Source organism: Phenylobacterium sp., from assembly GCF_004297125.1.
Classification (GTDB): domain Bacteria; phylum Pseudomonadota; class Alphaproteobacteria; order Caulobacterales; family Caulobacteraceae; genus Phenylobacterium.
This window is the reverse complement of sequence record NZ_SCVD01000001.1, coordinates 430,250-453,335: the sequence shown is the minus strand read 5'-3', so window position 1 is coordinate 453,335 and position 23,086 is coordinate 430,250. Positions and strand designations below refer to the sequence as shown.

The 23,086-nt window shown below is 68.7% G+C and carries 19 protein-coding genes; 7 read left to right on the top strand and 12 right to left on the bottom strand.

Annotated features, from left to right (window positions below):
* Window positions 1–122: 122 nt before the first annotated feature.
* Complete coding sequence (locus EPO51_RS02140) at window positions 123–887, top strand: PhoH family protein (RefSeq protein WP_293345474.1); 765 nt, start codon at window positions 123–125, stop codon at window positions 885–887.
* Window positions 888–909: 22 nt separating this feature from the next.
* Here EPO51_RS02140 and EPO51_RS02135 read toward each other — a convergent pair whose 3' ends face one another.
* Genes EPO51_RS02135 through EPO51_RS02125 form a run of 3 tightly spaced genes read right to left on the bottom strand, consistent with a single transcriptional unit; the run spans window position 910 to window position 2,358 of the window.
* Entirely contained in the window at window positions 910–1,557 is a 648-nt protein-coding gene (locus tag EPO51_RS02135; protein WP_293345472.1) for a glutathione S-transferase family protein, read from the bottom strand.
* Entirely contained in the window at window positions 1,554–2,021 is a 468-nt protein-coding gene (locus EPO51_RS02130) for an SRPBCC family protein (protein WP_293345470.1), read from the bottom strand. Before EPO51_RS02130 ends, EPO51_RS02135 begins: the two co-directional genes overlap by 4 nt.
* Window positions 2,011–2,358: an ArsR/SmtB family transcription factor gene (locus tag EPO51_RS02125; protein ID WP_293345468.1), complete on the bottom strand. Its 348-nt coding sequence runs from the start codon at window positions 2,356–2,358 to the stop codon at window positions 2,011–2,013. Before EPO51_RS02125 ends, EPO51_RS02130 begins: the two co-directional genes overlap by 11 nt.
* A gap of 111 nt (window positions 2,359–2,469) precedes the next feature.
* Here EPO51_RS02125 and EPO51_RS02120 point away from each other — a divergent pair, with 111 nt between their 5' ends.
* Genes EPO51_RS02120 through EPO51_RS02110 form a run of 3 tightly spaced genes read left to right on the top strand, consistent with a single transcriptional unit; the run spans window position 2,470 to window position 7,013 of the window.
* On the top strand, window positions 2,470–2,904 hold the full coding sequence (locus EPO51_RS02120) for a MarR family winged helix-turn-helix transcriptional regulator (protein ID WP_293345466.1): 435 nt from the start codon (window positions 2,470–2,472) through the stop codon (window positions 2,902–2,904).
* Window positions 2,901–4,358 carry an MFS transporter gene (locus EPO51_RS02115; protein ID WP_293345464.1) on the top strand — a complete coding sequence of 486 codons (1,458 nt, stop codon included), beginning with the start codon at window positions 2,901–2,903 and terminating at the stop codon, window positions 4,356–4,358. Before EPO51_RS02120 ends, EPO51_RS02115 begins: the two co-directional genes overlap by 4 nt.
* A 60-nt stretch (window positions 4,359–4,418) precedes the next feature.
* Window positions 4,419–7,013, top strand: a complete 2,595-nt coding sequence (locus tag EPO51_RS02110; RefSeq protein ID WP_293345462.1) for a M1 family metallopeptidase — start codon at window positions 4,419–4,421, stop codon at window positions 7,011–7,013.
* Between the two features lie 98 nt (window positions 7,014–7,111).
* On the opposite strand, the gene EPO51_RS02105 is transcribed toward EPO51_RS02110, so the two are convergent.
* The 7 genes from EPO51_RS02105 to EPO51_RS02075 form a co-directional block, all read right to left on the bottom strand.
* Window positions 7,112–7,351: a DUF5961 family protein gene (locus EPO51_RS02105; RefSeq protein WP_293345460.1), complete on the bottom strand. Its 240-nt coding sequence runs from the start codon at window positions 7,349–7,351 to the stop codon at window positions 7,112–7,114.
* A gap of 32 nt (window positions 7,352–7,383) precedes the next feature.
* The gene (locus EPO51_RS02100) at window positions 7,384–8,427 is read right to left on the bottom strand and encodes a sulfate/molybdate ABC transporter ATP-binding protein (RefSeq protein ID WP_293345458.1); all 1,044 of its coding nucleotides are present in this window, start codon (window positions 8,425–8,427) and stop codon (window positions 7,384–7,386) included.
* A 7-nt stretch (window positions 8,428–8,434) separates the two neighbouring features.
* Window positions 8,435–9,232: a sulfate ABC transporter permease subunit CysW gene (cysW, locus tag EPO51_RS02095; RefSeq protein WP_293345514.1), complete on the bottom strand. Its 798-nt coding sequence runs from the start codon at window positions 9,230–9,232 to the stop codon at window positions 8,435–8,437.
* 35 nt (window positions 9,233–9,267) lie between these two features.
* Window positions 9,268–10,137 carry a sulfate ABC transporter permease subunit CysT gene (cysT, locus tag EPO51_RS02090; protein WP_293345456.1) on the bottom strand — a complete coding sequence of 290 codons (870 nt, stop codon included), beginning with the start codon at window positions 10,135–10,137 and terminating at the stop codon, window positions 9,268–9,270.
* 7 nt (window positions 10,138–10,144) lie between these two features.
* Window positions 10,145–11,179 carry a sulfate ABC transporter substrate-binding protein gene (locus EPO51_RS02085; protein WP_293345454.1) on the bottom strand — a complete coding sequence of 345 codons (1,035 nt, stop codon included), beginning with the start codon at window positions 11,177–11,179 and terminating at the stop codon, window positions 10,145–10,147.
* Between the two features lie 160 nt (window positions 11,180–11,339).
* The gene (locus EPO51_RS02080) at window positions 11,340–13,811 is read right to left on the bottom strand and encodes a TonB-dependent receptor (protein WP_363199935.1); all 2,472 of its coding nucleotides are present in this window, start codon (window positions 13,809–13,811) and stop codon (window positions 11,340–11,342) included.
* Between the two features lie 96 nt (window positions 13,812–13,907).
* A complete protein-coding gene (locus EPO51_RS02075) occupies window positions 13,908–14,912 on the bottom strand; it encodes an NAD(P)H-dependent flavin oxidoreductase (protein WP_293345452.1) in 1,005 nt (334 codons plus the stop codon).
* A gap of 187 nt (window positions 14,913–15,099) precedes the next feature.
* Here EPO51_RS02075 and EPO51_RS02070 point away from each other — a divergent pair, with 187 nt between their 5' ends.
* The 3 genes from EPO51_RS02070 to scpA are packed head-to-tail and all read left to right on the top strand — an operon-like array spanning window position 15,100 to window position 19,748.
* Window positions 15,100–16,137 carry an alpha/beta fold hydrolase gene (locus tag EPO51_RS02070; protein WP_293345450.1) on the top strand — a complete coding sequence of 346 codons (1,038 nt, stop codon included), beginning with the start codon at window positions 15,100–15,102 and terminating at the stop codon, window positions 16,135–16,137.
* A gap of 60 nt (window positions 16,138–16,197) precedes the next feature.
* Window positions 16,198–17,592, top strand: coding sequence for a methylmalonyl-CoA mutase family protein (locus EPO51_RS02065; RefSeq protein ID WP_293345448.1), 1,395 nt, complete (start codon window positions 16,198–16,200; stop codon window positions 17,590–17,592).
* Window positions 17,589–19,748: a methylmalonyl-CoA mutase gene (scpA, locus tag EPO51_RS02060; RefSeq protein WP_293345446.1), complete on the top strand. Its 2,160-nt coding sequence runs from the start codon at window positions 17,589–17,591 to the stop codon at window positions 19,746–19,748. The genes EPO51_RS02065 and scpA overlap by 4 nt, the downstream gene beginning before the upstream one ends.
* A 32-nt stretch (window positions 19,749–19,780) precedes the next feature.
* Here the strand turns inward: scpA and EPO51_RS02055 are convergent, their stop codons facing one another.
* Window positions 19,781–20,641, bottom strand: coding sequence for a hypothetical protein (locus tag EPO51_RS02055; protein WP_293345444.1), 861 nt, complete (start codon window positions 20,639–20,641; stop codon window positions 19,781–19,783).
* 365 nt (window positions 20,642–21,006) lie between these two features.
* Window positions 21,007–23,013 carry a redoxin domain-containing protein gene (locus EPO51_RS02050; protein ID WP_293345442.1) on the bottom strand — a complete coding sequence of 669 codons (2,007 nt, stop codon included), beginning with the start codon at window positions 23,011–23,013 and terminating at the stop codon, window positions 21,007–21,009.
* Window positions 23,014–23,086 lie beyond the last annotated feature (73 nt).

Here is a 23,086-nt window from a genome sequence, read left to right as displayed (position 1 = left end):
CCCGGATCCGCAGAAGCCGCAGGGCCTCCCGGTCCCGCATGCCGCCGCATCGTTCTCTTTCCATCATTCGAAGGGCGCTCCCACATGGGACGCCCTTTTTTCTTGCCCCCTGAGGAGGCCTTATGAGCAAGCGGGCTCTGAAGCGACAAGTGCGCGAAGGCGCGTTCGACGCCGGTCAATTCCAGGGGGACGATAAAATCCGGCGGTTGCCGGTGGACCGCGGCTGGTCGCCGCTGCAGCACCACAACGACGATCGCGAGCAGAGCTACGTCAAGACGATCAAGGCCAAGTCGCCGGGCCAGCAGGAACTGATCGACGCCATCGACGCCAAGAACCTGGTCCTGGCCCTGGGCCCCGCCGGCACGGGCAAGACCTATCTCGCCATCGCCAAGGCGGTGGAGGCGCTGGAGGCCGGCCGCGTCGGCCGCATCGTGCTCTCGCGGCCGGCGGTCGAGGCCGGGGAATCCATCGGCTTCCTGCCCGGCGACGCCGAGGACAAGCTAGCGCCCTACCTGCGCCCGCTCTACGACGCCCTCTCCGACCGGCTGTCGATGAAGCGGGTGCGGGCGCTGATGACCGAGGGCGCCATCGAGATCGCGCCGGTGGGCTTCATGCGTGGCCGCACCCTGAACAACGCCTTCGTGGTGATCGACGAGGCCCAGAACTGCACCTACGTCCAGCTCAAGATGCTGCTGACCCGCCTGGGCTGGCACTCGACCATGGTGGTCACCGGCGACCCGGACCAGTCGGACCTGCTGCCGACCTTCTCCGGCCTGGGGCCGGTCGCCACCAAGCTGGAGGAGGTGGGCAACATCTCGGTGGTGCGCCTGCACGACCGCGACATCGTCCGCCACCCCCTGGTGGCCGAGATGCTGGGCGTCCTCTAGCCCGACCGACAGGCCAGGCGGCTCAGGCCGCCTGGTCCTCGAAGCTCGCGAGCTGGTCGCGGAGCGCGCGCTGGAACGCCGGGCGCGCTTCGCATCGGTCCAGATAGGCCCGCAGCCTGGGCTCGCCGTCGACGATATCGGTGTGCCGCAGGTTGCGCAGCACCGTGGCCATCATCAGGTCCCCGACGGTGAATTCGCCCTCGAGATGGTCCTTGTCGCCCAGCGCGGCGGCGAGTTCGGCGAGCCGCCTCTTCACCTGGGCCTCGGCCTGCGGCCGTCGCCCCCGCGCCCAGGCCTCGTCCGTATAGAACAGGTCGATCGCCGCTAGTTCCTGGATCGTCGGCTCGATCGTGTTGAGCGCCGAGAACAGCCAGCACGTCGCTCGCGCCCTCGCGGCGGGATCCGCGGGCAAAAGCGCCTCGCTCTTCCCGCCGATGTGCAGGACGATGGCGCCGGACTCGAAGAGCACAAGGCCGCCCTCCTCATAGACCGGCACCTGCCCGTACGGCTGGCACGCGCGGTAGGCGGGACTGTTCTGGTCGTCGCCCAGTCCGATCAGCCACTCCTGATACTCCAGGCCAGCCTCTTCCAGGGCCCAGCGGACACGCAGGTCGCGGACCAGGCCCTTCGCGAAGTCCGGCACCCACCTGTAGGAATAGACGGTGATCATCGGGCCATCTCCTGGGCCGTGGTTTCGACGTAGGTCCGTTCGCTCTCGAAGGCCTCGGTCCAGCCGCCGATGTGGCTGTCGCGGCGCGCCACGTCGTCGAAAGGCGCCTGGTGGAACGTCTGTGTCGTCCTGCCGTCCGTCTCCGCGAAGGTGAGCGTGATGACGGTCTCAGGGTCCGGCTCGCCGTTCAGCCAGCGGAAGGTCATCACGATCCGCCGGTCGGGCTCGATCTCCAGGTAGCGGCCGGCCATCTTCGCCTCGCCGTACTGGTCCGAGACCATGGTGGCGCTCCAGTCGCCGCCGACGCGGAAGTCCAGATCGGCCTCGGTGCAGGTGAAGCCGTTCGGGCCCAGCCAATTCATGAAATGCCGGCGCACCGCCCACATGTCGAACACCAGCCGCGCCGGGGCGGCGAAGGTCGTCTCGATCAGCAGTTCGTCGTCGGCTACGGCTCTACTCGCCATCGCGGTCTCCCTTCTGAATTTCGCGGAGGTAGTCGTCCATCCTGTCGAAGCCGCCCTGCCAGAAACGCCGATAGCGCCCCATCCAGCCGTCGGCCTCGCGCAACGCCTGTGTCTCCAGCCGGCACGGCCGCCACTGGGCCTCGCGGCCCTGGGAGATGAGACCGGCCGCCTGCAGCACCTTCAGGTGGCGCGAGATGGCCGGCAGGCTGATCTCGAACGGCTGGGCCAGCTCGCCGACCGTCGCCTCCCCTTCGCTGAGCCGCGCCAGGATCGCCCGGCGGGTGGGGTCCGCAAGGGCCGCGAAGGTAGCGCTCAGAGGATCGAGCTGGGCTGTCATTAGCATACTCGTTAAATAACATCTTCGTTAAATATGAGGCGACAGCCTGCGTCAAGGCGGTTGTTGCGGCGGCGCGGATGGTGAGATAGATAGTTCGTCAACCTAACTATCATGCCCGACACACCGTCCGACATCGTCGCCCTGGCCGAAGCCCTGCGCCCCGCCCTGCTGCGGGTGTCGCGACGGCTGCGGCTGGAAGCCCAGAAGGCCGGGCTGTCGGCGCAGGACGCCATCCTTCTCGGCCACATCACCAAGAACGCGGGCATCGGGGTCAGCGCCCTGGCGGACGCCGAGAAGATCTCGCGACCGACCATGAGCGCCCACATCAAGCGGTTGGAAGCCGAGGGGCTGGTGGCCCGGAGCGCCGACGCCGGAGACGGCCGCCGGTCCGGCCTGGCCATCACCGAAGCGGGCCTGCGCAAGCTCGACGTCATCCGCCGGCAGCGCAACGACTGGCTGGCGGCGCGGCTGGCGCGCCTGTCCCCGGAAGACCGGGCGCTTCTCCAGGCCGCCGCCGAGCCCCTGCTCCGCCTGGTGGACGCATGAGCCCCTCGGACGAACCCATCGACGGGGCCGTCCCCGAGGCGGCCGCGCCCAAGGACGCCGGCGCCGTCACCCGTGGCTGGCTGATCCCGGCGATCATCGGCTCCGCCCTGCTGATGCAGACGCTGAACGCCACGGTGATCACCAACGCCCTGCCCGCCATGGCGCACGCGTTCGGCGTCGAGCCGCTCCGGCTCAACGTCGCCATCACCGTCTATCTGCTCTCGGCGGCGATCTTCCTGCCCCTGTCCGGCTGGATGGCCGACCGGTTCGGGGCGCGGCGGGTCTTCATGTGCTCCATCGTGCTGTACGCGGCCGGATCGGCGGCCTGCGGCTTCACCAGCGAGCTCTGGCAGCTGATCCTCTTCCGCTTCATCCAGGGCGCGGCAGGCGCGACCCTGATGCCCGTGGGCCGCCTGGTGCTGCTGCGGACCACGCCCAAGAGCGAGCTGGTCGGGGCGCTATCGGTGGTCACCATGCCGGCGCTGCTGGGGCCGGTGCTCGGGCCGGTGATCGGCGGCGCCATCGTCACCTTCGCCGACTGGCGCTGGATCTTCTTCATGAACCTGCCGATCGCGGTCGTGGGCCTGATCCTGGTCTACCGCCACGTGCCCGAGGTGCGCGAGCAGGACCCGCCGCCGGTCGACATCCCCGGCATCGTCCTGACCGGCCTGGGCCTCGCGGCCCTGATCTTCGGCTTCGAGAACCTGGGGCGCGACACGCTCAGCCCCTGGGCCGTGGCGGGATTGTTCGCCGCGGGCCTGGCCAGCCTGGGCGCCTACGCCTGGCATGCGGGCCACACGCCGCACGCAGTGGTGCAGCTCGCCATCTTCCGCAAGCCGACCTTCCGCGCCTCGGTGATCGGCGGCGCCTTCATGCGCATCGCCATGGGCGCGAACCCGTTCCTCCTGGCCATGCTGCTGCAGGTGGCCTTCGGCATGAGCGCCTTCGCCGCTGGCCTGATGACATTCATCTCCGCCGTGGGCGCCCTGGTGATGAAGACCACCGCGCCGCCGATCCTGCGCCGCTTCGGCTTCCGCTCGGTGCTGCTGGTCAACGCCGTGATCGTGGGCGCGAGCTTCATCGCCTACGCCTTCTTCCGGCCGGACTGGCCGCACTGGGCGATCATGACGGTGCTGGGGATCGGCGGCTTCTTCCGGTCGCTGCAGTTCAGCTCGCTGAACGGGATGGCCTATGCCGAGATCGAGCCCGACGAGATGAGCCGTGCGGCCACCACCTCGTCCATGGTGCAGCAGCTGGTCCAGTCCGTCGGCATCGGGCTCTCCGCCAGCCTGTTGCACCTGCTGATGACCCTGCGCGGCGCCACCCAGCTCACCGCCGAGGTGGTCTCGCCGGCCTTCATCGTCATCGGCCTGGTGACGATGATCTCGATGTTCTGGTTCGTTCGTCTGCCGGCGGACGCGGGGGACGAGATGAACGGTCGGAAGCCCGCCTAGGAATAGCCTCGCTCGATCCTTATGGTGCGCGCTTCATTCTTGCCGACCGAGTCCCCCCAGATGAAATTTCTTGCCGCCGTCGCCGTCGTTTTCCTGGCGACCGCCGCCCCTGCCCTGGCCGTCGCGGCGCCGGCGAAGCCCGCAGCCGCCAAGCGGGTCGTGCTCCCCACCGACGTGCGTCCGGACCGCTACGACATCAGCATCGACCCCGACGCGGCCAACCTCAAATTCTCGGGCAAGGCGAAGATCGACCTCACGGTGGTGCGCGCCACCGACCGGATCGTGCTGAACGCCGCCGACCTGACCTTCGGCGAAGTCCGCCTCTCAGGCCAGGCCGCCGCCCCCAAGGTCGTGCTGGACGACGGGCGGCAGACCGCCGCCTTCGTCTTCCCCAAGCCCCTGGCGCCGGGCAAGTACGCGCTGTCGATCGACTACGCCGGCAAGATCTACCAGCAGGCGTCCGGCCTCTTCACCCTGGACTACGAGGACACGGACGGGACCAAGCGCCGCGCGCTCTTCACCCAGTTCGAGAACTCCGACGCCCGCCGCTTCGCGCCAATGTGGGACGAGCCGGGGGTGAAGGCCGTCTTCTCGCTGACGGTGAGGGCTCCCGCCGGGCAGATGGCGGTCTCCAACATGCCGGAGTCCGGCAAGACGGGCGATGCCGTCCGCTTCGCCGACAGCCCGAAGATGAGCTCGTACCTGCTGTTCATGGCGCTGGGCGACTTCGAGCGGATCCACAAGCAGGTCGGCAAGACCGACGTGGGCGTGATCGTCCGCAAGGGCGACGCGGCCAAGGGCGAGTTCGCGCTGGACGCCGCCGCCAAGCTTCTTCCCTACTACGACGCGTGGTTCGGCACACCCTACCCGCTGCCGAAGCTGGACCTCGTGGCCGGCCCCGGCAACAGCCAGTTCTTCGCCGCGATGGAGAACTGGGGCGCGATCTTCTATTTCGACTACGCCCTACTGATCGATCCGAAGCTGTCGACCGAGGCCGACAGGCAGAACGTCTTCATCGTGGTGGCCCACGAGATGGCCCACCAGTGGTTCGGCGACCTAGTCACCATGGCCTGGTGGGACGACCTCTGGCTGAACGAGGGCTTCGCCTCCTGGATGGAGAACAAGGCCACCGACCACTTCCATCCCGAGTGGAAGGTCTGGCTCTCGACCCAGTCCGGCCAGCAGAGCGCCATGCGCCTCGATAGCCGGGCGGGCACCCATCCGGTGATCGCCGACATCCCCGACGTCTTCGCCGCCGCCAACGCCTTCGACGCCATTACCTACCAGAAGGGCCAGGCGGTGATCCGCATGCTGGAGACCTATGTGGGCGAGGACGCGTTCCGGACCGGGGTGCGCAACTACATCCGCGATCACGCCTACCAGAACGCGGTCAGCGACGATCTCTGGAAGGCCCTCGACAAGGCCGCGCCGACCAAGAAGGTCGTGGATGTGGCGCACGACTTCCTGCTGCAGCCGGGCGTGCCCCTCATCCGCGCCAAGGAGACCGCGGGGGGCGTGGCCCTCACCCAGGAACGGTTCGGCGTCGACGCCAGCCAGCGAACGCCGCAGACTTGGCGGACGCCGGTCAACGTCCGGGCCGCCAACGGCCATTGGCTTGAGGTCGTGAGCGCCGAGGCGCCGAAGACCGTGCCGGCCGCCGCGCCGGCGGTGATCAACGCCGGCCAGACGGGCTATTTCCGCAGCGCCTATTCGCCCGAGCTCTGGGCCAAGCTGGCCCCGACGTTCGCGAGCCTGCCGGCGGCCGACCAACTGGGCCTGCTGTACGACAGCCGCGCCCTGGGCGAGACGGGTGCGCAGCCGATGAGCGACTTCCTGGCCCTCGCCAAAAACACTCCGCCCGGCGCCGACCCGGTGGTCCTCGACGCCCTGTCCAGCCAGCTCGGCGCCCTGGACTGGCTGTACGGCGGCCGCGGCGGCCAGGCGTCCTATCGCGCCTTCGCCCGCGCCCAGCTCTCGCCCGTCGCCGCCCGCCTGGGCTGGGACGCGAAGGCCGGTGAGAGCGACAACGCCGCCGTCACGCGCCGCAACCTGCTGAGCCAACTGGGCGAGCTGGGCGACCCGGCGATCGTCGCCGAGGCCCGTCGCCGCTTCGACGCCTGGCTGAAGGACCCATCGACCTTGACGGGCGCCGCGCGGCGGACCGTGCTGTCCATCGTGGCCGCCAACGCGGACGAGGCGACGTGGGAGGCGATCCACGCCCAGGCCAAGGCGTCCAAGGACCCGACCGACCGCGCCCGGCTCTACGGCTATCTCGGCGCCAGCGAGAACCCGGCGCTGGCCGACAAGACCCTGGCGCTGGCGCTGAGCGGCGAGCCCAAGCCCACCGAGGTCCCCGGCCTGGTGGCCGCCGTCGCCTCGTCATTCCCGGACAAGGCGTACGACTTCGCCATGGCGAACCGCGCGAAGCTGGAGGAATTCCTCGAGCCCACCAGCCGAACCAGCTATTTCGCCGACCTGGCCACGGCGTCGCGCGATCCCGCGATGCTGGACAAGCTGGCGAAGCTGAAAGCGACCGTCCCTGCCTCGAGCCGTGGCGAGGTGGAGAAGGCCGAGGCGGCGGTGCGCTATCGCCTGGGCGTGATCCAGACCCGCGTGCCCGAGATGGACCGCTGGCTGGCGACCAACGGCGGCTAGAGCGCCATTCGCTCCGATTGAATCGGAGCTGCGCTCCAGGTCGTTGCTTTGTCGCGCTTTCTGGCGGCGAACCGGCATCCACTTCGCCGGAAAGCGCTCTAGTCGCAGGGCGCCGCTTCGCCCGACTCCATGTCGATCCGGAAGCACTGGCGCTCGCCGGTCTCAAGGTCCTCGACGTAGAGGCTGACCTCGTCATCGGCGTCGGCCACCGGGTGGTGGTCGCCGATGAAGTGCAGCGCTGCGTCCTCGAAGCTGACGCCCTCGACGACGTGTGCGCGCGAGGCCCGTTCGGCGACCCCGTGGACGCAGAAGCGGCGCTGGAGAGTGGGCTCGGTCATGCCCCCTCAACGCACGACTCAGGCGTTTGGATTCAGCCCGCGGCGTAAACCTGTGGACGGAGCGGCTTGATCCGCACCGACAGGCCGGTCGTGACACCCGGCGGCAGGGTGGGCCCATGCGCCTGGAGCTCCACCGTCTCGCCCTCGATCAGGCAGTCGATACGCACGTCCGGGCCGCGCTGGGCCACGCCACGCACCTGGGCGGCCAGGCCCGCGCCGTCGGCGGGCGCGAAGGTCACTTCGTCGGGGCGGAAGTACACGTCGACCGCCCCGTCCGGCGCCCCCGTGGGCGCATCCGACTCCCAATCGGCGACGCGCAGGCGGCCGCGCTCGACCACGCCCGGCATGCGGCAGGCCTGGCCCAGGAAGTCGAACACGAACGGCGTGGCCGGATGCTCGTAGACCTCGTTCGGCGTGCCCAGCTGGATCAGTTCCCCGTCCTTGAGGATCGCCACCCGGTCGGCGAGGTCCAGGGCCTCTTCCTGGTCGTGGGTCACGAAGACCGTGGTGACCCCGGCGCGGTCGTGCAGCTCGCGCAGCCAGCGGCGCAGCTCGCGGCGGACCTGGGCGTCCAGGGCGCCGAACGGTTCGTCCAGCAGCAGCATCTTGGGCTCGATGGCCAGCGCCCGCGCCAGGGCCACCCGCTGGCGTTGCCCGCCGGAGAGCTGCGAGGGGAAGCGCTTCTCAAGCCCTTCGAGCTGCACCAGCTGCAGCAGGTGGGCGACACGGTCGGCGATCTCGGACCTGGCCGGTTTTTCGGATCGTTTCCGCACCGTGAGGCCGAAGGCGATGTTCTGGGCCACCGTCATGTGGCGGAACAGGGCGTAATGCTGGAACACCATCCCCACCTTCCGCCGCCGCACGGGCAGGGCCAGGAAGTCCTCGCCGGCGAAGCGCACCTCGCCGGTGTCGGGCTGCTCCAGGCCGGCCAGGACGCGCAGCAGCGTGGTCTTGCCCGAGCCGGACGGCCCGAGCAGCGCCAGGAACTCCTTGTCCCTGGCCTGCAACGAGACGTCCTTCAGGGCCGGGAAGCGGCCGAAGGCCTTGGAGACGCCCTTGATCTCCAGGGCGTTCACGGAAGGGCTAGTGTCGTCGACCTGCCGAAAGTTCACCGGAATGACGCCACTCGAGGAGGGTCTTGATGACCAGGGTGACGAGTCCGAGGCAGGCCAGGATTGAGGCCGCCGCGAAGGCGCCGACGAATTCGTAGTCATTGTAGAGCACCTCGACGTGGAGCGGCAAAGTGGTGGTCAAGCCCCGCACGCTTCCAGAAACGACGGAGACCGCGCCGAATTCACCCATGGCGCGGGCGTTGCACAGAAGGACGCCATACAGCAGCGCCCACTTGATGTTGGGCAGGGTCACCCGCCAGAAGGTGGTGAAGCCGCCCGCCCCGAGGGTCAGGGCCGCCGCCTCCTCGTCCGCACCCTGGTCCTGCATCAGCGGAATGAGCTCGCGGGCGACGAACGGCAGCGTCACCAGCACGGTGGCCAGCACCAGGCCGGACGTGGCGAAGATGATCTTGACGTCGTGCTCCTGCAGCCAGGGGCCGAACCAGCCCTGGGCGCCGAACAGCAGCACCCAGACCAGGCCGGAGACCACCGGCGACATCGAGAACGGCAGGTCGATGAAGGTCACCAGCAGGCTCTTGCCCTTGAACTCGAACCTGGCGACCGCCCAGGCGGCGGCCACGCCGAACACGGCGTTCAGCGGAACCGAGATCGCGGCCACCGTCAGCGTCAGCCGGATCGCCGACAGGGCGTCGGGCTGGGTCAGCGGCTCGAGATAGGCGGCGAAACCCTTGGCGAAGGCCTGCTGGAAGACCACCCCCAAAGGCAGGACGATGAGCACGCCCAGGATCGCCAGGGTGGCGGCCAGCATCAGGGGCGCAAGGCCCGGGAGGCGGATGATCGGGGTCATGCGCGGCCCCGCCTCGCCAGGAAGAGTTGGACGCCGTTCACGGCCAGAAGGGCGCCGAACGAGATGAACAGCATGGCCAGCCCCACGACCGCCGCGCCGGCATAGTCGTACTGCTCCAGCTTGATGACGATCAGCAGCGGCGCGATCTCGGACTTCAGCGGCATGTTGCCGGCGATGAAGATCACGCTGCCGTACTCGCCGACCGCCCGGGCGAAGGCCAGGCTGAACCCCGAGATCAAGGCCGGCGCCACGGCGGGAAGCACCACCAGCCGGAAGCGCTGGAGGTTGGTCGCCCCTAGGGTCTGGGCCGCCTCCTCAACCTCGCGGTCCAGGTCCTGCAGCACCGGCTGCACGGTCCGCACCACGAACGGCAGGCCGATGAACAGCAGGGCGATGTAGACGCCGATGGGGGTGTAGGCGGTCTTGATCCCGATCTGCGCGAACAGCGACCCCAGCGGGCCGTTGGGCGCGTAGATGGCGGTGAGCGCGATGCCCGCCACCGCCGTGGGCAGGGCGAACGGCAGGTCGACGAAGGCGTCGATGATCCGACGGCCCGGGAACTCGTATCGGGTCAAGGTCCAGGCCACGAGCAGGCCCATCGGCACATTGGTCAGCGCGGCCAGGAACGCGGCCCCGAAGCTGAGCCTGAGCGACGCCAGCACCCGCTCCTCGGTCAGGGTCGCCCAGACGCCGGAGAGCCCCAGCTCCCACGGCCGCACGATCAGCGCGGTCAGCGGCAGGACGACCACCAGGCCCAGGTAGGTCAGCGTCCAGCCCATGGCGAGTGGGAAGCCCGGCAGGATGCTGGCCTGCTTCCAGGGCGTTCGGCGCTTCCCCGCCAGGGGCGCCACGGCGGCGGCCGTCATCTGGGACCTAGCTCCTGTAGATGCGGTCGAAGACGCCGCCGTCGGCGAAGTGCGTCGCCTGGGCCTTGGCCCATCCGCCGAACTGGCCGTCGATGGTCACCAACGGGAGCTTTTTGAACTTCGCGCCGTACTTCGCGACCGACTTCGGATCACGCGGCCGATAGTGGTTCTTGCCGATCAGGTCCTGGGCCAGCGGACTGTAGAGGAAGTTGAGATAGCCGGTCGCCGCCAGGCGCGTGCCGTGCCGGTCGACGTTCTTGTCCACCAGCGCCACGGTGGGCTCGGCCAGGATCGACAGGCTGGGATAGACGATATCGAACTTCGGGCCGAATTCCTCGAGCGACAGATAGGCCTCGTTCTCCCAGGCCAGCAGCACGTCGCCCAGGCCGCGCTCGGCGAAGGTGGTGGTGGAGCCCCGGGCGCCGGTGTCCAGCACCGGCACGTTCTTGAACAGAGCCGACAGATAGGCCTCGGCCCTGGCGGGTGTGCCGCCGGGCTGCTTCAGCGCCCAGGCATAGGCGGCCAGGTAGTTCCAGCGCGCGCCCCCCGACGTCTTCGGATTGGGGGTGATCACCTGCACGCCCGGCCTGATCAGGTCCGACCAGTCCCGGATCGCCTTCGGATTGCCCTTTCGCACCAGGAACACGATCGTCGAGGTGTAGGGCGCCGAGTTGTTGCGCAGGCGCGTCTGCCAGTTGGCGGGCAGCAGCTTGGCCCGCGCGGCGATCTCGTCGATGTCGTGAGCCAGCGCCAGGGTGACGACGTCAGCCTCCAGGCCATCGATCACTGCGCGGGCCTGCTTGCCCGACCCGCCGTGGCTCTGGTTGACGGTCAGCGTCTGGCCCGTCCGCGCCTTCCAGAAGGCGGCGAAGGCGGCGTTGATGTCCTTGTAGAGCTCGCGCGTCGGGTCGTAGCTCACGTTGAGGAGCGTCAGCGGCTTGCGCGCCTGGGCGTTCGCAAGGGCTGGCAGCGCGGCCGCGCCGGCGACCGCAGCCCCCGCAGCGATCAGGCGGCGGCGGCTCAAGATCTCATCGATCGTCATGGCGGAGTTCCTGGGATGGGCGAACCTAGAACGCAGACGGAGGCCCGAGGCGCCGCAGCGCCGGCCGAGCCAAGCCCGAACTAGCCAGATAAATCCCATCGGTGAAATGGGATTAACGTGAAGGCGACCGCAGTTTTTCTGCGACCGCCCGCCGGGGCCGTCAGAAGGCGGTCCTGAGGGTCACGCCCCAGGTTCGCGGATCGCCGGGCTGGCCGGCGATCAGGCCGGTGTTGCTGGGGCCGACGGCGAGCAGTTCGAAGTAGTCCTCGTCGAAGGCGTTGCGCACCCAGGCATAGAGGTTCAGGCCGTCGGGAGTCCGGAATCCGGCCCGGAAGTTCGACAGCGAGTAGCCGTCCACCCAGGTGTAGATCGACGGCGAGGGGTTGGACGAGAAGTTGGAGCGGTAGCTGCCGTCGTAGCCCAGATAGGCTTCACCCTCGGCGCCCAGGAAGGTGGCCGGGACATTGGCCTCCGCGCCGAACGAGAAGGCCCACTTCGAGACCCCCGGCAGGCGCTGGCCGGAGATGTCGCAATTGGCCGGGCTCAGGCCGCCAGGCGTACCGGGCGCACTGGGCGTCTGGCCGGCGGCGACGGTCGTGCCGCCCGACAGCTCCGGCGGGCACGGCGCATCGACGAACTTGCGATAGGTCGCGTCGGTGTAGGCGCCGTTGGCGTAGGCGGTGAACCGCTCGTTCGGCCGGACCTGGAAGTCGAACTCGAAGCCCTGGCTGCGGACCTTGCCGGCGTTGGCGAGGTAGCCGCGCAGCACACCGAGCTGACCGTTGGTCACCGTCGCCTGGTAGTCCTTGATGTCGGTGCGGAAGGCCGAGAGGTTGAGAGTCGCGCGGCGGTCCCAGAACTGGGTCTTGAGGCCCGCCTCGAAGTGATCGACATCCTCGGGCTTGATGGCGCCCGCCGCCAGGATCGGATTGCCGGCCGCATCGGTCGGCAGGCCGTTCTGGTTGATCCCGCCGCTCTTGAAGCTCTTGGCGTAGGTCGCGTAGCCGAGGATATCGGGCGCGATCCTGTAGCTGGCCGTCAGGTCGTAGCTGAAGTTCCAGTCGTCGAAGCTGGGCTCGCTGAGCTGCGGGGTGAAGACGGCGAGTTGGGCGGCCCGCCGGGCGCCGGTCTGGCCGAGCAGGACCGGAACGCCCTGACCGTCGAAGACCAGGCGCTGATAGTAGCCTTCCTTCTTGTCGTAGTTGAGCCGGACGCCCGGCTGGATCGTGAAGTCCTCGGTTACCTTCCAGCTCAGCTGCCCGAACAGGGCGAAGCTGATGTTCTTGAGATACTGGGTGTTCTTGGCCACGAGGCCGTCGAGAACGGTCGGATCGTTCGACAGGACGTTGCTGGGCGCGATGTTCCAGCGGCTGGACGCCGGGCCCTGCTGCTCGGTCCCCTGGGTGTCGATCCGTTGCTTGAAGGCGAAAGCGCCGACCACGAGGTCATAGCGCTCGGTCCCGTAGTTGTAGCGCAGCTCTTGGCTGTACTGGTCCTGCTGCGACGGATTCTGCGACTTGGAGACGATCGAGAGCCCAAGGAAGTCGCGGTCGTTCTCCGGCTTCCAGTCCCAGAAGCGCCAGGCCGTAATGGACGTCAGCGTCCCCGGCCCGACGCTCCAGACCACGCGGGCCGAGGCGCCGCCGATCTTGTTGCCCGCGTTGAGATTGGCGTCGACGTCGGTCAGCCGGTCGAAGGGATTGGTGCTGACCACCGTGTAGCCCTGCGCGGCGGCCAGGGCGGCGTACTGGCGGTTCAGCGGGCGCTGGGTCGCGCCCGTGCGCACGAAGATCTGGGCGCAGCACTCCGCATCCTGCCTGCTGTAGTCCGCTGCGAAGGTCACCGCGAGGTCGTCGCTGGGCTTGTAGAGAATCTGGCCGCGGACGCCGAGGTTGTCCTGCGCATTGACGTGCTGGCGGCTGGTCACGTTGTAGATCGCGCCGCGCCGGGTGGTGGTCGAGATCGCGAGGCGCGCCGCGATCGTGTCGGTCAGCGGGCCCGAGATGGCGGCCTTGGCCTGCTTGAAGGCGAGGCTACCGACCGACACCTCGGCCTTGGCCTCGAAGTCGAAGGTCGGCTGATTGGTGGTGATGTTGACCGCGCCGGCGGTGGTGTTCTTGCCGTAGAGCGTGCCCTGCGGGCCGCGCAGCACCTCGATCCGCGAGACGTCGAGGAAGTCGAACGTCGCGGTGGCGACCCGGGCGTTGTAGACGTCGTCGATATAGAAGCCGACGCCCTGCTCGAAGCCGTCGCTGGTCAGGCCGAACGGAACGCCCAGGCCGCGGATGTTGACCGCCGTGTTGCGCGGGTTCGAGGAGTAATACTGCAGGGTCGGCGTGAGCTGCTGAAGCCGGCCGACGTTGAACGCGCCCGTCGCATCCACCTTGTCCCCACTGACGACCGAGACGGCGAGCGGCACCGACTGCACGGTTTCCTCGCGCCGACGGGCGGTGACGGTCACCTCGCCGACCGTGGCGCCGGCGTTCGTATCGGCCTCCCCCGCCTCGGCGGCCGCGTCCACACCCCGCCCCGTCACGGCCGCGGTTTGCGCGACGGCCGCAGGCGCAACGCCGCAGAGCAGAAAACCCAGCAGGGCGGCGGATGCGGCTGGACGAAGCGCAGGCGTAGTCATCTGAAGTCCCCTCGTTCTGGTTGAGGAGACTCTAGACCCTCTAATCCCATCGGCTAAATGGGATTAAGCTGGAGTGCGGCGTAGATTTTCTGAACGCTACTCCGCCGCCATCAACACCCGGCCGCGGGTGAATGACGTCTTGGTGGCCAGTTCGGCTTTCGCGGCTTCGTACTCGTCGGAGAGGCGGTCCACGAGTTCACGCACGCTGGGCACGCCCTTCACGGCGCCGATGCCCTGGCCGCAGCCCCAGATGTCGCGCCAGGCCTTGGACTTCTGGTTGCCGCCCGAACCGAAGTTCATGGCCGACGGGTCCGACTTCGGCAGGTCGTCGGGGTCCATGCCGGCCGCCAGGATGGAGGGCTTCAGATAGTTGCCGTGCACCCCGGTGAAGAGGTTGGTGTAGACGATGTCGTCGCCGCTCGAGGCCACGATCATGTCCTTGTAGCTCTGGTCGGCGGCGGCCTCCTGGGTCGCGATGAAGGCCGAGCCCATGTAGGCCAAGTCCGCGCCCATGGCCTGGGCGCCCAGGATCGCGTGGCCGTTGGCGATGGAGCCGGACAGCGCGATCGGTCCGTCGAACCACTCACGCAGTTCCTGGACGAGGGCAAAGGGCGAGAGCTGGCCGGCATGGCCGCCGGCGCCCGCGGCCACGGCGATCAGGCCGTCCGCCCCCTTTTCCACCGCCTTGCGGCCGAACCGGTCGTTGATGATGTCGTGCAGCACCACGCCGCCATAGCTGTGGACCGCCGCGTTGACGTCCTCCCGCGCGCCCAGGGAGGTGATGACGATGGGGGCCTTCCAGCGGGTCGAGGCCTCCAGGTCATGCTCCAGCCGGTCATTGGTCTTGTGGACGATGTGGTTCACCGCGAACGGCGCGGACGGCTGGTCCGGGTGGTCGCGGTCCCACTCCGCCAGTTCCTCGGTGATCCGGTGCAGCCACTCGTCCAGCAGCGAGGCCGGCCGGGCATTCAGGGCCGGGAACGAGCCCACGATGCCCGCCTTGCACTGGGCGATCACCAGGTCGGGCACCGAGATGATGAACAGCGGGCTGCCGATCACCGGCAAGCGGAGACGGTCGCGGAGAATGGGCGGAAGGGCCATGAGCGGGTCCTCGAACGATTGTTAGGTTTACGTTGTACGCAAATGGGAGCCTTCGGGCAACACCCTGCCCTCGCCGCGATGTTGACGACCTGACCCCACGGCGGCCAAGCGCGCTCCGATAGAACAACGTTGCCGGTTCGACTGTGAGTTGGCCAAGATGGCGGTGCTTCACCCCTGGAGGCTCCGCATGGCCGATATCAAGGTCTACTTCGCCACCAACCGGAACTATCAGCCGGAGAACAAGCTGGTGGTCTTCGGAAAGCACTTCAATCCGGACGGCGTGGCCGCCCTGCGCTTCGGCTACGCCGAGTTCACGCGCGGAGACCAGGGTCCCAGCCTGAAGGGCGTCACCGTCTACGACGACATCACCGGCCCGAAGGACGAGGCCGGCGGCTCTCGCAACCTGCTGGGCGACCTGCACAAGGCGATGGCCGGCAAACGCACCGACACCCTGGTTTTCGTCCACGGCTTCAACGTCAGCTTCATGGGCGCCCTCGACGCCGCCGCGCAGCTGGCCGATCAGGTCAAGGTCGGCGGCGGTGAGATGAACGTCGTGGTGTTCAGCTGGCCGTCGGACGGCGAGAAGGTGCCGTGGATGTCCTACTACAGCGACCGGGAGGACGCCCGCGCCTCCGGCCCGGCGCTGGCCCGCGCCTATCTCAAGATGCTGGAGTTCGTGGCCGAGCTGGGCGAGGAGGAGCATTGCCAGCGCTGCCTGCACCTCATGGCCCACAGCATGGGCGCCTACGTCCTGAGAAACGGCCTGCAGGCGATCCTGGCCAAGGACGCCAAGAAGCTGACGCGCCTGTTCGACCAGATCATCCTGGCGGCGCCCGACGAGGACGACGACACCTTCGAGACCGACCAGAAGCTGCGCCTGCTGCCGCGCATGGGCCGGCGGGTGACGGTCTATTTCAACCGCAACGACCGCGCGCTGATCGTCTCGGACAAGACCAAGTCCAACCCCGACCGCCTGGGCTCGGACGGCCCGCGCCTGATCGACCTGATCCCGAAGAAGGTGGAGCTGGTCGATTGCCGCAACGTGGCCATGAGCGCCGACAAGCTGGTGGGCCACAGCTATTACATCAACAGCCCCGCCATGGCCGCGGACATCGCGGCGGTCCTGCTGGGCGGAGACAGCGAGGCGATCCCCAACCGCGAGTACATCCCACCCAAGCGCGTGTGGCGGATCGTCCGCGACGCGCTGGCGGTCATCCCCTCGTAAGGCCCCTCGCTCCCCTTGCGTGAACTTGACGCCCGCGCGTGCGGGGGCGCAATTCCCCGCATGGCTGACGCTGCCCTTCTGGACCCCGGAATCCCGCCTGCCGGAGAGGGCGCCTGGCGCGCCCTCGTGGCCAAGACGCTGGGCGACAAGCCCTTCGAAAGCCTGACGAAGTCCACGGTCGAAGGCCTGCAGATCGCGCCCCTCTACGCGGCGGCCGACAACCCGGCGGCCTTCCCGGCGCGGGCGTTCGACGGCGAGCGTCCCTGGGACATCCGCGTCGTCTCGGCCCACCCCGACGCGGCCCGGGTCAACGCCGAGCTGCTGGCCGACCTCGAGGGCGGCGCGGCCTCGGTCATCGTGAAGGGTCATGCCGCCGCCGAGGCGCTCGGCCGGGCGCTGAAGGACGTCATCGTCGAGCTGGCGCCCGTGGGTCTCGACGCCGGTTTCCTGGGCCCCAAGGCGGCCGACGCGCTGCACGCGGTGGCCAAGTCGTCGCCGGGGGCGAAGCTGAACTTCAACCTCGATCCGCTGAGCGCCTTCGCCGAAGCAGGCGCCAGCCCCGGTCCGATCGAGAGCCATCTGTTCAGCGCCGCCACCGTGGCCACGCGCCTGGCCCAGACCTATCCCCAGGCGCAGCTCTTCCTGGCCTCCGGCCGCGTCGCCCACGAGGCGGGCGGCGGCGAGGCGCTGGAGGTGGCGGTGGCCGCCGCCTCGGCCATCGCCTACGCCAAGGCCCTGGTGCGCGCCGGCCTGCCCGTCGCCGAGGCCTTCGCCCGGATCACGCTGGGCCTGAGCGCCGACGCCGACTATTTCCTGACCCTGGCCAAGCTGCGCGCCGCCCGCGCCGTCTTCGCCCGCGTCGCCACCGCGTCGGGCGCGGCGGCCCAGGCCCGGATCGAGGCGCGCTCGTCGCGGCGGATGATCACGGCCCAGGACCCCTGGACCAACATGATCCGCCTGACCGCCGCCGGCTTCGGCGCCGCGGCCGGGGGAGCCGACGCCGTGGTGCTGGGGACCTTCACCGACGCCGTGGGCCTGCCCACCGCCTTCGGCCGCCGCCAGAGCCGCAATACCCAGCTCGTTCTGATGGAAGAGGCCGCCGTGGGCCGCGTCGCCGATCCCGCCGCCGGCTCGGGCTACCTCGAGACGCTGACCGACCAGATCGCGCGCGCAGCCTGGGACCGCCTGCAGGCCATCGAGGCGGCCGGCGGCATCATCGCGGCGCTGGAGAACGGCCTCGTCGCCCGCGACGTGGAGGCCGCCGTCGCCGCCCGGGGCGATCCGAAGATCCTGGGCGTCACCGTCTTCCCACCGACCGACGCCGCGCCGGCGGATGTCGAGACGGCTGCGCCCGCGGCGCTCGACCCGTCCACTGCGAGGCTGCCGGGACCGGACGGCAAATGCGCCGCCCTGCCCCCCGTGCGGCTCTCCGAGAAGCATGAGGCCGCCGCGTGAGCCCGTTCCCCGACTTCTCCACCCTGCCCTTCGATGGCGACATCGGCGCGATCGCGAAGCCCACGGGCGAGCCCTGGTCTACGCCCGAAGGCATCGCCATCCGGCCGGCCTATGACGCGGCCGACATCGAGGGCCTGACAGCCCTGGCCGGCTTCCCGGGCCTGGCGCCGTTCGTGCGCGGCCCCTACCCGACCATGTACGCCACCAACCCGTGGACGATTCGCCAGTACGCGGGCTTCTCCACGGCGGAGGACTCCAACGCCTTCTACCGCCGCAACCTGGCGGCCGGTCAGATGGGCCTCTCCATCGCCTTCGACCTGGCGACCCACCGCGGCTACGACAGCGACCATCCGCGGGTGACCGGCGACGTGGGCATGGCCGGCGTCGCCATCGATTCCATCTACGACATGCGGACCCTGTTCGACGGCATCCCGCTCGACAAGATGACCGTGTCGATGACGATGAACGGCGCGGTGCTGCCGATCCTGGCGCTCTACATCGTGGCGGCGGAAGAACAGGGCGTGCCGCACGAGAAGCTGGCCGGCACGATCCAGAACGACATCCTGAAGGAGTTCCTGACCCGGAACACCTACATCTATCCGCCCGGGCCCTCGATGCGGATCATCGCGGACATCTTTGCTTACACGAGCAAGGAGATGCCGCGGTTCAACTCGATCTCGATCAGCGGCTACCACATGCAGGAAGCCGGGGCGACGCTGGACCTGGAGCTGGCCTACACCTTGGCCGACGGGATCGAGTACGTGCGCGCCGGCGTCGCGGCCGGCATGACGGTGGACCAGTTCGCGCCGCGCCTGTCGTTCTTCTGGTGCGCCGGCATGAACATGTTCATGGAGGTCGCCAAGCAGCGCGCGTCGCGCCTGCTCTGGGCCAAGCTGATGAAGGCCGAGTTCGACCCGAAGGACGCCCGCTCGCTGGCCCTGCGCGCCCACACCCAGACCAGCGGCTGGTCGCTGGCGGCCCAGGACGTGTTCAACAATGTGCCGCGAACGGCGATCGAGGCCATGGGCGCCACGGGCGGCCAGACCCAGAGCCTGCACACCAACTCGCTGGACGAGGCCCTGGCCCTGCCGACCGATTTCTCGGCCCGGATCGCGCGCAACACCCAGCTCTTCCTGCAGATCGAGAGCGGCCAGACCCGCGTCGTGGACCCCTGGGGCGGCAGCTACTACGTCGAGCGGCTGACCGCCGACCTCGCCGAGCGGGCCCTGACCCACATCGCCGAGGTGGAAGCCCTGGGCGGCATGGCCAAGGCGATCGAGGAGGGCCTGCCCAAGCGCCGGATCGAGGAGGCCTCGGCCCGCATCCAGGCGCGCATCGACTCAGGCAAGCAGAGCGTGGTGGGCGTGAACCGCTACCGTCCCGACGTGCCCGACGTGATCCCGATGCTGAAGGTCGACAACAGCGCCGTGCGCGCGGCCCAGCTCGAGAAGCTGCGCCGCCTGAAAGCCGAGCGCGACCCGGAGGCGGTGGCCGCCGCCCTCGACGCGCTGACCGCCGGCGCGTCCGGCAAGGCCAACCTGCTGGCGCTCGCGGTCGACGCCGCCCGCGCCAAGGCCACCGTCGGCGAGATCAGCTTCGCGCTGGAAAAGGTGTTCAACCGCCACAAGGCCCACGCCGACGCCGTGAAGGGTGTCTACCTGCGCGAGGCCGGCAGCACGCCCGCCTCGGACCGCGCCCGGGCCATGACCGAGGCCTTCCTGCAGGCCGACGGCAAGAAGCCCCGGATCATGGTCGCCAAGATGGGCCAGGACGGCCACGACCGCGGCCAGAAGGTGATCGCCTCCGGCTTCGCCGACCTGGGCTTCGAGGTCGAGATCGGCGACCTGTTCCAGACGCCGGCCGAGGCCGCCGCCGAGGCCGTGGAGACCGGCGTCCATGCGGTGGGCGCGAGCTCGCTCGCCGCGGGCCACCTGACCCTGGTGCCCGAGCTGAAGGCCGAGCTGAAGAAGCTGGGCCGACCCGACATCCTGGTGTTCGTGGGCGGCGTGATCCCGCCCGAGGACTTCAAGGCGCTGGAGGAGATGGGCGTCGCCGCGGTCTTCGCGCCGGGCACGGTGATTCCCGAGGCGGCGATCACGGTCCTGGACCGCCTCAACGAACAGCTCGGCTACGCCCAGGAACAGGCGGCGCAGTAGAGGGCAGGCGCTACATTGCGGCCGTCTTGGCCCTAGAACTTGACCTCGATCAGCGGGCCGACCTCGAACGCAATGTAGTCCTTTCCAGACCGACTTGAATCGTTCCAGCCGACAGCGGCCTTTGCTCCGACCTTAACCGGAGCATTCAGCGCGGAGGCTGTGACCTCCCTGGCCAGGGTGAATTCCGTCTTCGAGAAGACATCTTCCCGCGTCCTGTTGTCACCAGCGCGGTAGTCAAAGAGCGCCAACGTCTCCTCGAGGCCGAGCATCCAACCGGCCCACGGCGTCGCCACGTCTTTAGACAAGTAGAGCTGAAAGCGGCTGCGTCGCGAGTTCGGGTCCGGCGACGTCTGATACTCGACGGTCACCATGTAGCTGGGACCACCTGAGATTTCCCCCTCATAGTTCACGCTTGTCCGCTTTACGTGGGCGGTTCGGTCGTCGAAATCGCGGCTATAAGTATCCAGCACGCGATGCTTGATGCTCAGAACGCCTCCGCGCACGGACCGAAACGCCGCGATATTCCAGTCGAAGCGGCTCTCGTCATAGCCGTCCTTGTCGTAGAGGTCTCCGTCGAGCCCAGCCGCCGCTGACAAGCCCCAGTCCGCAAGAAGGTTCGCCTGCTTGTACTTTATGGCCAGGCCGGGCGTGGCATATGGCGAAGCGACCTCGTCCTCGTCCGTGGCGCCGGCGTTACTTGTGTAGGCTGCGCTGAAAGAAAACGTCGCCGTCAGTGGGCCGGCCGCCTTGCCGTCGGACGCCTTGAACTGACTCTCCCGCCCGACCCCGCGATCAGGGCGCTCGCGAAGGTCTTGCCGTTCGCCCGCGTTGATCTTCTGCGCATACGCTTGGCCCGTCGGCGCCAGCTGGCCGACGCACACAACCAGCAGCACTCCCCGCTTCATTTCCCGCCCCCAAAGCAAAGCTTCGCGCAACACTGCTCTGCTTAGGTTGCGTTGGCAAGAAACTCCCCTTTAACGCGATGTCAGCGCCAGGGCGTGGTCTGAACGACGGGTTGGTCTCCTTTGCGACAAGCCGACTGTCGCGCATGTCGGACCGTCCCTCGCGATTCACGCGCTCGGCAGCAAGGCTACCGCTCGCCACCGCCCAGGCAAGAAGGACCGCAGGAAGAACTCCAGGACGCATCCTCCCACTAGGCCTTCCACGGGTGGCGGGATTGAGGCGCCGCCCGCCACCCGCCGCGGCGCTGCCGCAGGGCGGGCGCGGTGGGGCGCACGGCCCCTCCGTTCCGTCCGCGTTACCGTCCGCCGGTCAGTTGCCGGGAGGCGTTGCTGGCTTCGGCCGCGCGGCCGCGACGGCCAGGCAGAAGGGCCTGAGCCGCTGCCAGTTCGGCCTTGTCCAGCGAGCCGTCCTTATTGGCGTCGATGCGGTCGAAATAGCCGGCGATCATCGTGCCCATCTGGCCCTTGGCTTCGGCCTTCTGCAGCTTGCCGTCCAGGTTGTCGTCCATCATCCCCATCAGGCGGGTCTTGGCGAAGCGGGCGTCAGAGTCGACCTGCTTGGCCGCCGTCTCGTCCAGCCAGCGGAACGACAGCGAGGTGAACAGCATCTCCTCGTGGCTCTGCTCGCCCCAGGTGACCTTGATCGTCGGGTCGGGGTTCGACGGGTTTCGCTTGGAATTATCGTAGGTGTAGTTCGCGATGATCCGCGAACCCGCCGGGATCTTGATCGGCTTCTCGAAGGTGTAGGCCCGCTGCCAGTTGAAATCGTAGCGGGGCATGCTGAGCAGCAGCGTCTTCTTGCCGTCCGGTGTCTGCAGCCACAGGTCGTTGGCATAGGCCCGGTAGTGGGCGTGCGGGAAGGCCGAGTACAGCAGCGCGTCGTTCGGGAATTCGACGTAGGCCACTTCCTTGTGGCGCGCCGTATTCGGGGCGATGGTGATCGTGGGGTCGATGACCACCACGTTGCGCATCATCAGCTCCGGCGGCTTGTCGTAGAAATAGACGCCGATCTGCGAGTTATCGACCGCCTCCTTGCCGTAGGGCGTGTAGTGCATCTGGAAGCCGATGGCGCCGCCCTTGGGCAGGTAGCTGCCGACGTTCGGCGCGTAGACGTTCGACTCGGCGCCCACCGCATAGCCGCCCACCGAACCCCGCCAGCGGGTCTCGGACGACTGGCCGTTGGCCGGCATCTCCGACATCCAGCCGGTCAGGATATGGTGAACCGACTGGCGGTCGCCCGGCTTCACGGTCGTGGCGCGGATCCAGCGGCCCTCGGTGGCCGGATTGGCGATGGCCGGGCGCTGGTAATCGACGATGCCGGAAGCCGGCACCTTGAAAGACGGGATGGTGAGGATCAGGTCGGGCTTGCCCAGCGGCCATTCCGCGGCGACGTGCTTGACCGAGCCGAGCGGGTCCTTGCCCTCCCCGCGCGGCGCGCCGGCCTCGATCCAGTGGACCAGGGTCTTGATCTCGGCCGGCGACAGGTTCTTGTCGTCCGAGAATTTCCCGACGTGCGGGTCGGCGTTGTAGGGCGGCATCCGGTCGGTGCGGATCACCTCGCGTATCATCGGCGAGAAGCCCTTGACCATGTCGTAGTTGCTCATGGCGAAAGGACCGATGCCGCCTTCCTGGTGGCAGGCCACGCACTTGGCCTCCAGGATCGGGGCCACGTCCTTCACGTAGGTGAGCTTGGCGCCGGCGCCGCGTTCGGGGAAGGCGATCGCCGCCCCGTTCAGGGCCACGGTGGAGGCTGGGACCGGCTGGCCGGCGGCCAGCGCGTCCAGCGCCGCGCCCACGCCCACGACCGGGCCGCGGTAGGCGACCGTCCAGGTCTTCGGATTGATCACGAACGCCTCGGCCGAGCGCGTCACGCCCAGGCTCTCGCCGATCAGCTGGTTGGAATCCATCAGGATGGGCAATTCGAGGCCCGCCTTGGCCGCTTCGGCCAGGATCGCCTCGCGGCTGTCCTTCAGGCTGGAGTTCAGCAGCAGGAATTCGACGCCCTTGGCGCCATAGCTCGACGCTAGGGCCTTGAGCTGGGGCGCCGCGCCGCGGATCGCGGCGTCGCCATTGGCCTGGGTGACGATCACCACCGCCGGCGCGCCGGTCAGGCGGTACAGCTCGTGCGCCTCGAGATTGGCGTCCACCAGCATGAAGTTGTCGACGCTGGCCGGCGTGGTCGCCGAGGCGTTGACGGCCGAGCCCTGCGCCATCGCGCTGGGGGCCGTGGTGTCGGTGGCGCAACTCGAAAGCAGGGCGGTGGAGGCCAGGAGGGCCAGGACGCCAAGACGGGCGGTGCTCATGAAATCTCCCCCAGAGGAATGCGCAGTTTCGGGTACGCCGAAATAGTTGAACGCGCCGTCATCTTCGCTTCGC